Raw genomic sequence first — 12,970 nt, forward strand, 5'->3', positions numbered from 1 at the left:
CGCCGGTGCTGTACAGACGTGCCGTCAGCTCCTCGCACAGGCGCGGCACATCGGCCGGGGTGAGCCGGCCGGCGATGACGAGAACGATCGGTTCTGTGGCGTCCACGCCGAATGAGACCGCCCTGATGGCCGGAACTCATCGGGGCGAACTCATCGGGGCTCCCCGATGCGTCAGTCCAGCGGAAAGGCGGCCGTTTCGATGGTCAGCCCGAAGGGATCGGGCAATGTGATGTCCTCGCCGAATTTCACCGCCTGGTGCACTCTGTAGACCTCGCCCGTGGGCTCCCCGAAGAGAGTGACCGTCGGACCGCCCGGGGCCCAGGCGTCGATGAGCAGATAGAGGGGAATACCCGCCTGGGCATAGCTCGCGGTCTTGGTGATGCGGTCATGGCTCGCGTTGGACTTCGAGGTGATCTCGACGACCAGTTCCGCCGCGGTGGCGGGGATGAACTTGCCGGGCTCGCTCCGGAGCACCGCCTTCGGTGTGACGACCAAGTCGGGAATGAAGAGGCCGTCTCGGGAAGGGACCGCGGCCCCAAGCGTCTGGTAGATCCCCCAGTCGGAAGGGATCACGGTGTACAGCAGACGCTGGACGGTATCGGCAATATCGTTGTGGGCGTTGGACGGCGGTGGTGCCACGGTGACGATTCCCTTGATGATCTCCACCTTGCTGCCCTCGGGTGCGTCCGTCTCCTCCCAGAGTCGGACAAGGTCGTCCCACTCGTGGCCATGGGCCGTTGGGGGGTCGACAGTGAGTGCGCTCATTGGCGGTCTCCAATCGGTACGTCACTGATCCCAGCATGACTGACGGGGCCGCTGTGGGTCCACCGGTCCCGTTCACCCGGACGGGTCGTTGACATCCCCTGGGGTCGGCCACGGGCCCGGACCGGCCCGGATCAGTCGACCGGGTAGGAGATGCGCTCCAGCACCACCGGAGTCGGCTTGTACGAGGTGCCGGGCGGCGCGATGTCGTACGAGCCCGCCAGCGCCTCCAGCGCGTAGTCGAACTTCTCCGGCGTGTCCGTGTGCAGCGTCAGCAGAGGCCGGCCCGCCGTGATCTCGTCTCCCGGCCTGGCGTGCAGTTCGACGCCCGCGCCCGCCTGCACCGGATCCTCCTTGCGCGCACGGCCCGCGCCGAGCCGCCAGGCGGCGACGCCGACACCGTACGCGTCGAGCCTGGTGAGGACGCCCGACGACGGAGCGGTGACCACATGCCGCTCCCGGGCGACCGGCAGCGCCGCGTCCGGATCGCCGCCCTGGGCCGCGATCATCCGGCGCCAGACATCCATCGCCGAGCCGTCGGCCAGCGCCTTCGCCGGATCGGCGTCCTTGAGGCCCGCCGCGTCGAGCATCTCGCGCGCGAGGGCGAGAGTCAGCTCCACGACATCGGCCGGGCCGCCGCCCGCGAGCACCTCGACGGACTCCCGTACTTCCAGGGCGTTGCCCGCCGTCAGACCGAGCGGCGTGGACATGTCGGTGAGCAGGGCCACGGTCCGTACGCCATGGTCGGTGCCCAGGCCCACCATGGTGGCGGCCAGTTCCCGGGCGTCCTCGACGGTCTTCATAAAGGCGCCGGAGCCGACCTTGACGTCCAGGACGAGCGAGCCCGTGCCCTCCGCGATCTTCTTGGACATGATCGAGGAGGCGATCAGCGGGATGGCCTCGACGGTGCCGGTGACATCGCGCAGCGCGTACAGCTTCTTGTCCGCGGGAGCCAGACCGTCGCCCGCCGCGCAGATGACCGCGCCGGTGGTCTCCAGGACCTCCAGCATCTCGGCGTTGGTGAGCAGGGCCCGCCAGCCGGGAATGGACTCCAGCTTGTCGAGCGTGCCGCCGGTGTGGCCGAGACCACGGCCGCTGAGCTGCGGTACGGCGGCGCCGCAGGCGGCCACCAGCGGAGCCAGCGGCAGCGTGATCTTGTCGCCCACTCCACCGGTGGAGTGCTTGTCGGCCGTGGGCCGCGAGAGCGCGGAGAAGTCCATGCGCTCACCGGAGGCGATCATGGCGGCGGTCCAGCGGGCGATCTCGGCGCGGTTCATACCGTTGAGCAGGATCGCCATCGCCAGCGCCGACATCTGCTCGTCGGCGACCTCACCTCGCGTATAGGCGTCGATCACCCAGTCGATCTGCTCCGGGCTCAGTTCGCCCCGGTCCCGCTTGGCGCGGATGACGGAGATGACGTCCATGGCGTTCCTTTCGTACACAGGTCATACGGGTCGTACAGGTCATACGGGTCTTACACAGGCGGTGCGACGACATACAAGCAGTACGGCCCCGGCCCGCCGGATCGCGGCGGTGCCGGGGCCGGGTCTCAGGTGAGATGCCCCGGGCCGAAGGCCTGCGGGAGCATCTCGTCGAGCGTGCGGATTCCGTCCGGTGTCTCCAGGACCAGTTCCGGGCCGCCGAACTCGTACAGCAGCTGCCGGCACCGTCCGCACGGCACCAGCACCTCGCCCGTGCCGTCGACACAGGTGAAGTGGGTGAGCCGGCCGCCGCCGCCGAGCTGGAGGGCGGATACCAGCCCGCACTCGGCGCACAGCCCGAGGCCGTACGAGGCGTTCTCGACGTTGCAGCCGGAGATCGTACGGCCGTCGTCCACCAGCGCGGCGGCGCCGACCGGATAGTGCGAGTACGGGACGTACGCATGGGCCATGGCCGCCCGGGCCGCGGCCCGCAAGGTCTCCCAGTCGACGCCCGCGCCCGGCGCGGCGGTGGTCACTTGCCCTGTCCTCTGCGATAGCGCATGCCATCAGCTTTCGGCATCCGCAGCCGCTGCGCCGACAGGGAGAGCACCAGAAGAGTCACGACATACGGCGTGGCGCCGACGAAGTCCTCGGGCACGGTGTCCGTCAGCAGGTACCAGACCAGGATGAGTACGGCGACCACGGCGCTCGCGGCGGCCTGGATCATCGCCTTCCGGTACGCCTTCCACACGGCGAGCAGCACCAGCAGCACGACCAGCAGAAGCAGCAGCGCGTGGACGGTCTCGCCGCCGTTGCGGAGCTGGAGCGCGTCGGAGAAGCCGAACAGGCCCGCGCCCATGGCGAGCCCGCCGGGCCGCCAGTTGCCGAAGATCATCGCGGCGAGACCGATATAGCCGCGCCCGCCCGTCTGGCCCTCCAGATAGATGTGCGACGGGACGGTCGCGAGGAAGGCACCGCCGAGTCCGGCCAGACCACCGGAGACGGCGACGGCCGCGTACTTGTACGAGTAGACGTTGACGCCCAGCGACTCGGCCGCGATCGGGTTCTCGCCGCAGGAGCGCAGACGCAGCCCGAACGGAGTCCGCCACAGCAGCCACCAGGTGGCGATGAAGAGCACCACGGCGAAGACCGTCAGCACCGAGACATGCGTGACCAGACCGCCGAGGATGCCCGCGAGGTCCGAGACCAGGAACCAGTGGTGGTTGGCCAGGGAGGTGAGACCGTCGGAGAGCCCGGGAACGGTGACGTCCGGGATGGAGTCGACCGGTGGCGACTGCTTGGGATTGCCGCCCTTGGTCAGCGCCTCGCCGGAGTTGAAGAAGATCTTGGCGAGATACTGCGTGACGCCGAGGGCCAGCAGATTGATGGCCACACCGGAGACGATGTGGTCGACACCGAAGGTGACGGTCACCACCGCGTGCAGCAGTCCGCCGAGGACACCGAAGGCGACACCGGCGAGCAGTCCGAGCCAGGGATTGGTCTGCCAGCCGACCCAGCCGGCCCCGAAGGTGCCGAGGATCATCATGCCTTCGAGACCGATGTTGACCACGCCGGCCCGCTCGGACCAGAGACCGGCGAGACCGGCGAGACCGATCGGCACGGCGAGGCCGAGGGATGCGCTGATCTGGCCCGTGGAGGTGAGCTGGTCGGCGCCGGTGAGTATCCGTACGGCGGACAGCAGGATCAGGGCGCCCGCGATGATCAGCAGGACTCGCGCGACGGTGAGCCTGCGGCGTACGGGCGGCTTGGCGGCCGTGGCCTTCGGCGCGGCCGGAGGCGGCGTGTCGGTCGTCGTGGCAGTCATCCCGCCACCTCCAGCTTCTCGGTCTTGACAGCCTGGGCGGCCTGGGCGGCGAGTTCGGCGCCGACCCGCTGCTGCTGGCGCCTGAGGCCGTAGCGGCGTACGAGTTCGTAGGCGATCACGACGCACAGGACGATGACGCCCTGGAGCACGCCGAGGATCTCCTTGTCGTAGCCGATCACTTCAAGGTGGTTGGTGGTGCGCTCCAGATAGCCCCAGAGCAGCGCGGCGAGGGCGATGCCGATCGGGTGGTTGCGGCCGAGGAGCGCAATCGCGATACCGGTGAAGCCGATGCCCAGCGGGAAGTCGTTGCTGTACATATGGCTCTCGTTGAGCAGCGTCGGCATACCGATCAGCCCGGCCATACCGCCCGAGAGGATCATGCTGGTGACGACCATCTTCTTGACGCTGACACCGCTCGCGGCGGCGGCCGACTCGGACTGGCCGACGGCGCGCAGATCGAAGCCGAAGCGGGTGCGGCCGAGGACGAACCAGTAGGCGAGTCCCGCCAGTACGGCGATGAAGAGGAAGCCCCAGAGCAGACCGGCCGGGCCCATGTCGATGGTGAAGAACCACGACGACTCGGGCAGCGGTTTGGTGGAGACGAGCGTGCCCGCCTCGTCGAGCTGGCCGAGCCGCTCGGGCTGGATCAGATAGCCGATGATCGCGGTGGCGATGGAGTTCAGCATGATCGTGGAGATGACCTCGCTGACTCCGCGTGAGGTCTTGAGGACACCGGCGATCCCGGCCCACATGGCGCCGACCAGCATCGCGACAATGATGATCACCGGGATCTGTACGATGCCCGGCAGATCGAGCGTGCCGCCGACGACCGCGGCAAAGAAGGCCGCGATGCGGTACTGGCCGTCGACGCCGATGTTGAACAGGTTCATCCGGAAGCCGATGGCGACCGCGACGCCCGCGAGGTAGTACGTGGTGGCCTTGTTGAGGATGTAGACCTGGCTGTCGCTGGCCGAGCCGTACGACAGCATGTCGTTGAACGCCTCGAAGGGATTCTTGCCGGTGACGGCGATGACCAGCGCGGTGACGACCAGCGCGGCGACCACGGCCAGTACGGGCGCGGCGACGGCGAGGAGCAGCCGCTCCTTGTCGATCCGGGAGGTGAGCTTCTTCATCGGTCCTCTCCCCCGGCTCCGGTGCCTGAGGTGCTTGCGGTGCCTGAGGCGCTTGTTGAAGTGCCTGAGGCGCTTGAGGCGGGCACGTCCGAGGCCTCCAGATGGCCGGTGACAGCGCCCGTCATCGCGGAGCCCAGTTCCTCGGGGGTGATCGTGGCGGGATCTGCGTCGGCGACCAGCCGGCCCCGGTACATCACCCGCAGGGTGTCGGACAGGCCGATCAGCTCGTCCAGGTCGGCGGAGATCAGCAGCACGGCGAGACCGCCGCGGCGTGCCTCGCGGATCTGGTCCCAGATCTGGGCCTGGGCGCCGACGTCCACGCCGCGCGTGGGATGCGCGGCGATCAGCAGCTTGGGCGTGTGGCTCATCTCTCGGCCGACGATCAGCTTCTGCTGGTTGCCGCCGGAGAGCGAGCCCGCGGTGACATCGATCCCGGGCGTGCGCACGTCGTACTCGCGCACGATCCGCTCGGTGTCGAGCCGGGCGGCCCCGGCGTCGATGAGTCCGCCACGGGAGTTGGGACGCTCGGTGACATGGCCGAGGATGCGGTTCTCCCAGAGCGGCGCCTCCAGCAGCAGTCCGTGCCGGTGGCGGTCCTCCGGGATATAGCCGATACCGCTCTCGCGCCGCTTGCGGGTGGGCGCGTGGGAGATGTCGGTGGTGTCCAGCGTGATGACCCCGCCGTCGGGATCGCGCATGCCCATGATCGCCTCGACCAGTTCGGCCTGGCCGTTGCCCTCGACGCCCGCGATGCCCAGGACCTCGCCCCGGTGGATGGTGAAGCCGATCCCGGCGAGGACGTCCCGTACGACACCGTCGGTGTCGGTGGCGGTCAGTCTCAGATCACGGACCGTCAGGGCGGGTACGTCGGTGACCGTGGACTCACGGGTCTCCGGCGAGGGCAGTTCGCTGCCGACCATCAGCTCGGCGAGCTGCCGGGAGGTGGTGGAGCGCGGATCGGCGGTGCCCACGGTCGTACCGCGCCGGATGACGGTGATCTCGTCCGCGACCGACAGCACCTCGCCCAGCTTGTGGGAGATGAAGATGACGGTGAGGCCCTCGGACTTGAGCTCGCGGAGATTGTCGAAGAGCGCTTCGACCTCCTGAGGGACGAGCACCGCGGTGGGCTCGTCGAGGATCAGGGTGCGCGCGCCGCGGTAGAGGACCTTGAGGATCTCCACGCGCTGGCGGTCGGCGACGCCGAGTTCCTCGACGAGGACGTCGGGCCGTACGCCGAGGCCGTAGGCGTCCGAGATCTCCTGGATCTTGGCGCGGGCGCGGGAGCCGATGCCGTAGAGCTTCTCGCCGCCGAGGGCGACGTTCTCCAGGACGGTGAGGTTGTCGGCGAGCATGAAGTGCTGGTGCACCATGCCGATGCCACGAGCGATGGCGTCCGCGGGGCTGCCGAAGGTGACCTGGTCACCGTCGACGGTGATGGTGCCCTCGTCGGGCTTCTGCATCCCGTAGAGGATCTTCATCAGCGTCGACTTGCCGGCGCCGTTCTCGCCGCAGAGGGCGTGCACGGTGCCTCTGCGCACGGTGATGTCGATATCGCTGTTGGCGACGACACCGGGGAAGCGTTTGGTGATGCCGCGCAATTCGACGGCGGGAGGGCTGGACGCGTTGATGGCGCACTCTCCTCGGAGGAAGGAGCGTTGGGGCGGGGGGCGTGGTGACGCTAGCGCGTCAACTCCCGCCTACGCGCGTAGAGTTGACACATCGTTATGGGCCCGGGAAGAGGATGTGAAGGCCTCTTCCCGGGCCCGTACGCTCAGCCGGCGGCGGGACTCGCGGGGAGATGGAGCCGCATGCCGGAGGTGGTCACGGAGTGTCCCTGACCGGTGGTCACCGAGTAGTACTGACCGGAGGTCACGGGGTGGTCTTGACCGTGATGGTGCCGTCGATGATCTTCTGCTTGGCCTCGTCGATCTTGGCCTGAATGTCATCGATGAAACCACCGCTGGTGGCGAGCGAGACGCCGTCCTTGGCGAGCGAGTAGCTGTTCGTGCCGAGCAGCGGCTTCTTCTCGTGGACCGACTTGATCAGGTCGTAGACGCCGACATCGACGTTCTTGACGACCGAGGTCAGGATCGAGTCCTTGTACTTGGCGAGCGAGGCCTGGTTGTACTGGTCGGAGTCGACGCCGATCGCCCAGGCGCCCTTGACACCGTTGACGGCCTCGATGGAACCGGAACCGGAGGAGCCGGCGGCCGAGTAGATGACGTCCGCGCCCTTGTCGAGCATGCCCTGGGCGGCGGCCTTGCCCTTGTCGGGGCTGGCGAAGCCGGAGGTGTCCGAACCGTGCGACAGGTACTGGACGTCGACCTTCAGGCTCTTGTCCGTGTCCTTGACGCCCTGGACGAAGCCCGCCTCGAACTTCTTGATCAGCGGAACGTCGACACCGCCGATAAAGCCGACGTGCTTCTTCTGCGTCTTCAGCGCCGCGGCCACACCCGCGAGATAGGAGCCCTGCTCCTCGGTGAAGACGATGTTGTCGACGTTCTTCGCGTCGACGACGGAGTCGACTATGCCGAAGGTGGTGTCGGGGAACTTGACCGCCACCTGCTTCATCGAGTTGGAGTAGGCGTAGCCGATGCCGACGACCGGGTTGTATCCGGCCTGGGCGAGCTGGGTCAGACGCTCGACGCGGTCGGCCTCGGTGTCGGTGGTCTTGGCGGTCAGTTCCTTGACCTCACCGCCGAACTCCGCCTTGGCCTTGTCCGTACCGCGCGCGGCGGAGTCGTTGAAGGAGTGGTCACCACGGCCGCCCACGTCGTAGGCGACACCGACCTTGACGCCGTCCGCGGCGGAAGCCGAGCTCGACGTGTCGTTTTCCTTGGCCTTGTCGGCCGAAGTGCTGCCACACGCGGTGGCAGTCAGAGCGAGCGCGGCGGAGGCGATGCCCGCCGCAGCAATCTTGGTTACCCGGCGCAAGAGGGTGGTCCCTTCAACCTGACCGAAGCGCCTCTTCCGGCGCTGGTTTCGCGGCGATCGTAACGCGCGTAGATGTCAGATAAAGACCTGTACGGAAGCTGTTATCGGATCGTCGCGAACGGGAGGTGACGAGTGGTGTTCATGGCCGATTACAAATCGTTTCACAAACGGTTTCCGTCGATCAACGCGGCTGCCGTGAACAGCTCCACACCGACCTCGATCGCCTGCTCGTCCACATCGAAATCACCACGATGCAGGTCGTACCGGGCCTGGCTGCCGGGCGTACGCACACCGAGCCTGGCCATCGCGCCCGGCACATGCTCCAGATACCAGGAGAAGTCCTCGCCGCCGAGGCTCTGTTCGGTGTCCTCGATTGCATACGAACCGCGGCGCGCGGTCTGGGCGGCGCGCAGCAACTCCGTGACGACCGGATCGTTGACGACCGGTGGCACTCCGCGGACGTAGTTGATCTGTGACTTGGCGTGATGGAGCGTGGCGATCTCGTCGATCGCGGCATGGACCATGTCCGGAGCGTCGCGCCAGGCAGGCAGATCCAGGCAGCGGACGGTGCCGGAGAGCTCGGCGTGCTGCGGGATGACATTGCAGGCGTGGCCCGCCTCGATACGTCCCCAGGTGACGGCGAGCCCGGCGCGGGCGTCGACACGGCGGGCCAGCAGCGCCGGGACCTCGGTGGCGACCTTGGCCACGGCGGTGACCAGGTCGGTGGTGAGATGCGGGCGCGCGGTGTGGCCGCCGGGGCCGTCGAGGGAGATCTCCAGCCGGTCGCAGGCGGAGGTGATGGGCCCGTGGCGCAGCCCGATCAGCCCGGCGTCGACGCGCGGATCGCAGTGCACCGCGATGATCTTGCCGACGCCGTCCAGCGCGCCGTCCTTGATGGCATCGGCGGCGCCGCCGGGCAGCACCTCTTCGGCGGGCTGGAAGACCAGCCGTACGGCGCCCGGCAGCAGGCCCTGCCGGTCGAGCCCGGCGAGCACCAGACCGGCGCCGAGGACGGCGGAGGTGTGGACGTCATGGCCGCAGGCGTGCGCGCGGTCGGGCACGGTGGAGCGGTACGGAGCGTCGGTCTTGGTGTCCGGGATCGGCAGCGCGTCGATGTCGGCACGCAGCGCCAGCATGGGCCGGACGCCGTCCCAGGTCCCTACGTCACAGACGAGCCCGGTCCCGCCGGCGAGCACCCTGGGCGCGAGCCCGGCCCGCTCCAGCCGGTGCTTGAGCGCGGCGGTCGTACGGAACTCCTGATTGCCCAGCTCGGGATGCATATGCATGTCCCGCCGGAAGGCGATCAGCTCGGCACGCAATCCGTCGCTCACCGCGCCGGGCAGCGCGGCTTCCGCCGGAAGTGCGCCGTCGCCGGGCAGCTCGTCGGTCTCGGACTCTGGGGACATCAACTTGCTCACCTGCTGAAGACTAGGCCTCTTCAGGGATCAACGAAGTCACGATCAGCAAAATTTCAGCCACCCAGCCGAAGAAACCCGGCGCGCCAGCGCATACGGAAGCAACGAAGCGGGTATACCGGCCCGCTCCGCGCGCCGGGACGCGCGCCGGGACGCCTGCCGGGACGTGCGCCGGGACGCCTGCCGGGACGTGCGTTGGGCGGCCACGTTGCTGGTTTTCGATGTACTGCCTGACGACGGTCAGGGGTGGGCCGCCGCATGAGCCGGCGAAGTAGGAGCCGCACCTGGGCAGGTGATCCGACAGCGCTGCCGTGGGGACGGGGTTTGTGACGGTTCTCGTGAGCCCTCGCCGTATTTCAGAGGGATACCCGCTTTCAGAGGGATACCCGCGCTGTTCTGCCGGCGGCAGAAGACCGGCCGGACCGGGCTCGACGATCACTACAGTCCAGTCTCATGACGACGATTACGACGCGTACGGTCGAGTATCCGGCCGACGGTTTGACGATGATCGGGCACCTCGCGCTCCCGGCCGGTGCCGACCGCCGACCAGCGGTGCTGCTCGGACCAGAGGGCCCGGGGCTCAGTGACGTCGAGCGCCGCCGGGCCGATGCTCTCGCCGAACTGGGATACATAGCGCTGGCCTTCGACCTTCACGGCGGGCGCTATTTGGGCGACCCCGAGGAGATGCTGGCCCGTTGCCTGCCGCTGCTCGCTGATCCCGACCGGATGCGGGGTATCGGCCATGCGGCGCTCGACGTGTTGCGCACCGAACCGCGGACCGACCCCGACCGGATCGCCGCTGTCGGCTACGGCACCGGGGGCGCCGTCGGGCTGGAACTCGGGCGCGGCGGCGTCAGCCTGCGCGCGATCGGGACAGTCAACGCACTGACCACGGGCCGACCGGGCGAGTCGGCGCGCATTCGCTGCCCGGTGTGGGCCGGGGTCGGGTCGGAAGACCCGATCATGCCGCCCGCGCAACGGAACGCGTTCACCGCTGAGATGCAGGCCGCGGGCGTCGACTGGCGCCTCGCGGTCTACGGCGGCGCCTTGCACGCCTTCCACCACCCGCCGGTCGGCCACCCCGTGGTCCCCGGCGTCGGCTACCACCCACGGCACGCGCAGCGAGCCTGGCGCGATGTCGTCGACCTGCTCGCCGAGTGCCTGCCCGTGACGGAGGATCTGGGGCATGACCCGGGTAAGCATGCCGGCGCCGGGCACTGACAGTCCCCTCCCCTCGAAGTCCGCACAGCAGAACCGCATTCGGGCGGCCGGAACACCGACGCTCGACGTGTGCCCGAAGACCGGCCGTACCCGGCGCTACTCGCTGAGCGTGCCGGCATTCACGCGAGACCTCGACGCTCTGCGGGACATGCGCGCAAAGAGCCGGCCCGCACCGACGGCAACGTAAAGCACGACCAGAACCCCGAGTCCGAGGTCGAGCCAGTCATAGGTCGTGCCCCTGAAGAATGAGGCCCACGCCCGGGCACCCGCGACGGATCCGGCAACTACCAGCAGCACCGATGTCACGGCATACAACGCCTTCGCGGCCCTGGGCCGCCGCTCTTTGAGCAGTTCAGCACCCGCACCGAGCGCGACCAGCGCGGCGAAGGCATCGTGCGGCTCCAGGCGCCCCGACCCGATCGCGTCCACGATGTTGATCAAGACGCCGATCGAGCCCACGACCAGTGCGCCTCGGACCAGTGCACCTTGAGATATACGGCTGCTCATCAACCCTCGCTTGCGGTCGGACTTCGGTGGCAAAGGATCAATCTTCCCTGTCACGGGACACGGTCGCCCCGTAACCGGTGGGCCCGTGCCCGTCCGCGTTGCGGGGCGGCTGTGGGGGTCATCGCAGCGTGAGTGGCGTCGCGGATTCGACGCGGGACAGTTTCTCCGGGTTGCGGACGTAGTAGAGGCCGGTGATACGGGCGGCCTCGACGCGGATCGCCATGACGCCGTCCATCTCGCCGTCCAGGCGTACGACGAGTGCCGGGTTGCCGTTGACCAGGGTGAGGTCGCTGCTGAGCCTGCCCGCGAACTTGCCGCTGCCGCCGAGGATGAAGCGGCCCGCCTTCTGGGCGCCGACGACCGGCCGCAGCGCGGCCTGCTTGAGGCCGCCGCCGTCGCCGACGAGGACGACCTCCGGGGCGAGCACGTCGAGGAGGCCCTGGAGGTCGCCGGTTTCGAACGCGCGCTGGAACGATTCCAGGACCGCCCGGCTCTCGCCGGCGGAGACCACCTCGCGCGGGCGGCGGGCATCGACGTGCCGGCGGGCACGGTGCGCGATCTGGCGTACGGCCGCGGGAGTCTTGTCGACGGCGGCGGCGATCTCGTCGTACCCGACATCGAAAACCTCGCGCAGCACGAAGACGGCGCGCTCCGTCGGCGACAGCGTCTCCAGGACGAGCATCAGCGCCATCGACACACTCTCGGCGAGCTCGACGTCCTCGGCCACGTCCGGCGCGGTGAGCAGCGGCTCGGGCAGCCAGGGGCCGACATACGCTTCCTTGCGGCGCTTCATCGCGCGCAGCCGGTTGAGCGACTGCCGGGTCGTGATCCGGACCAGATAGGCACGCTGGTCGCGCACCTGCGCCAGGTCGACCTCGGCCCACCGCAGCCAGCTTTCCTGGAGGACGTCTTCGGCGTCGGCCGCCGATCCGAGCATCTCGTACGCGACGGTGAAGAGCAGGTTGCGGTGGGCGATGAATGTCTCGGTCGCCGGGTCGGTGGTGGGGTGGTCGCTCATGTCCGGGTCCCTCTCCTTCACGGCCGGCCGGCTCCCCTTGCCGAACGCCGTCAAGCCTTCGCCGCCGCCTCGGCGCGCTTGGCCCGCAGCAGCTGCCGGCGCTTGGGGCCTCCTGATACGCGGTGCAAGCCGTACGAACCGGGCTTACGTGCCTCATCGGCCAGATACTTGACGGTGCCCTTGCACACGATCTCCTTGAGCCTCGCGGCAGGGCGGCCGTCGATGTGGAACCACAGCGCGACGTCGTTCCTGTTGGCGGCCTGGACGATACCGGCGCGCCGGCCCAGGCTGATGCACTGGCCGACAAGCAGCTCGTTGAGGCGCGAGGGCCGCTCACCCGCGATCCGGCTGAGCACCGTGTCGGCGGCCCGCGCGCCCAGCGGAATCGCGGACTGGCAGCTCATCCGCAGCGGCAGGCCCGACGGTGCCGCCGAGTCACCGGCCGCGACGATGCGCGCGTCGTCCACGCTGGTCAGCGTCTCGTCCGTGAGCAGGCGGCCCAGGGCGTCGGTGCTGAGCCCGCTGTGGGTGGCCAGGTCCGGTACGCCGAACCCGGCGGTCCAGACGGTCACCGCGCTCGGCAGCTCGCGCCCGTCACCGAGCCGCACGGCATCGCGCGTCACCGCCGTCACCTTTGTGCCGGGGCCGTCGAGTACGGTCACTCCGAGCTTGGCCAGCCGCCTGGCCACCGAGCGCCGTCCCCGCGGGTGCAGGTACGGGCCGAGCGCGCCGCC

General features: G+C 68.9%; 12 protein-coding genes. 1 reads left to right on the forward strand and 11 read right to left on the reverse strand.

Going from position 1 to position 12,970, the window contains the following annotated elements:
* Window positions 1-171 precede the first annotated feature (171 nt).
* The 8 genes from GA0115259_RS04095 to GA0115259_RS04130 form a co-directional block, all read right to left on the reverse strand.
* Window positions 172-765 (reverse strand): Uma2 family endonuclease, encoded by a 594-nt coding sequence (locus tag GA0115259_RS04095; RefSeq protein ID WP_093590935.1) that lies wholly within the window; start codon window positions 763-765, stop codon window positions 172-174.
* A gap of 131 nt (window positions 766-896) precedes the next feature.
* Window positions 897-2,186: a thymidine phosphorylase gene (locus tag GA0115259_RS04100; RefSeq protein WP_093590938.1), complete on the reverse strand. Its 1,290-nt coding sequence runs from the start codon at window positions 2,184-2,186 to the stop codon at window positions 897-899.
* A gap of 125 nt (window positions 2,187-2,311) precedes the next feature.
* A complete protein-coding gene (locus tag GA0115259_RS04105; protein ID WP_093590941.1) occupies window positions 2,312-2,719 on the reverse strand; it encodes a cytidine deaminase in 408 nt (135 codons plus the stop codon).
* On the reverse strand, window positions 2,716-4,008 hold the full coding sequence (locus GA0115259_RS04110; RefSeq protein WP_093590944.1) for an ABC transporter permease: 1,293 nt from the start codon (window positions 4,006-4,008) through the stop codon (window positions 2,716-2,718). Before GA0115259_RS04110 ends, GA0115259_RS04105 begins: the two co-directional genes overlap by 4 nt.
* Entirely contained in the window at window positions 4,005-5,141 is a 1,137-nt protein-coding gene (locus tag GA0115259_RS04115) for an ABC transporter permease (protein WP_093590947.1), read from the reverse strand. The genes GA0115259_RS04110 and GA0115259_RS04115 overlap by 4 nt, the downstream gene beginning before the upstream one ends.
* Window positions 5,138-6,769, reverse strand: coding sequence for an ABC transporter ATP-binding protein (locus GA0115259_RS04120; protein ID WP_093590950.1), 1,632 nt, complete (start codon window positions 6,767-6,769; stop codon window positions 5,138-5,140). Before GA0115259_RS04120 ends, GA0115259_RS04115 begins: the two co-directional genes overlap by 4 nt.
* 241 nt (window positions 6,770-7,010) lie before the next feature.
* A complete protein-coding gene (locus GA0115259_RS04125) occupies window positions 7,011-8,075 on the reverse strand; it encodes a BMP family lipoprotein (RefSeq protein WP_093590953.1) in 1,065 nt (354 codons plus the stop codon).
* 161 nt (window positions 8,076-8,236) lie between these two features.
* On the reverse strand, window positions 8,237-9,481 hold the full coding sequence (locus GA0115259_RS04130; protein WP_093590956.1) for an amidohydrolase: 1,245 nt from the start codon (window positions 9,479-9,481) through the stop codon (window positions 8,237-8,239).
* Window positions 9,482-9,943: 462 nt separating this feature from the next.
* Here GA0115259_RS04130 and GA0115259_RS04140 point away from each other — a divergent pair, with 462 nt between their 5' ends.
* Window positions 9,944-10,711 carry a dienelactone hydrolase family protein gene (locus GA0115259_RS04140; RefSeq protein WP_093590959.1) on the forward strand — a complete coding sequence of 256 codons (768 nt, stop codon included), beginning with the start codon at window positions 9,944-9,946 and terminating at the stop codon, window positions 10,709-10,711.
* Window positions 10,712-10,807: 96 nt separating this feature from the next.
* Here GA0115259_RS04140 and GA0115259_RS04145 read toward each other — a convergent pair whose 3' ends face one another.
* The 3 genes from GA0115259_RS04145 to GA0115259_RS04155 all read right to left on the reverse strand — a co-directional run.
* Window positions 10,808-11,170: a hypothetical protein gene (locus tag GA0115259_RS04145; RefSeq protein ID WP_093590962.1), complete on the reverse strand. Its 363-nt coding sequence runs from the start codon at window positions 11,168-11,170 to the stop codon at window positions 10,808-10,810.
* Between the two features lie 166 nt (window positions 11,171-11,336).
* Window positions 11,337-12,236: an RNA polymerase sigma-70 factor gene (locus GA0115259_RS04150; protein ID WP_093590965.1), complete on the reverse strand. Its 900-nt coding sequence runs from the start codon at window positions 12,234-12,236 to the stop codon at window positions 11,337-11,339.
* Between the two features lie 50 nt (window positions 12,237-12,286).
* Window positions 12,287-12,970 (reverse strand): FAD-dependent oxidoreductase (locus GA0115259_RS04155; RefSeq protein WP_345940991.1); only part of this gene is annotated, 684 nt, incomplete at its 5' end.

Source organism: Streptomyces sp. MnatMP-M17, assembly GCF_900091995.1.
GTDB lineage: Bacteria > Actinomycetota > Actinomycetes > Streptomycetales > Streptomycetaceae > Streptomyces.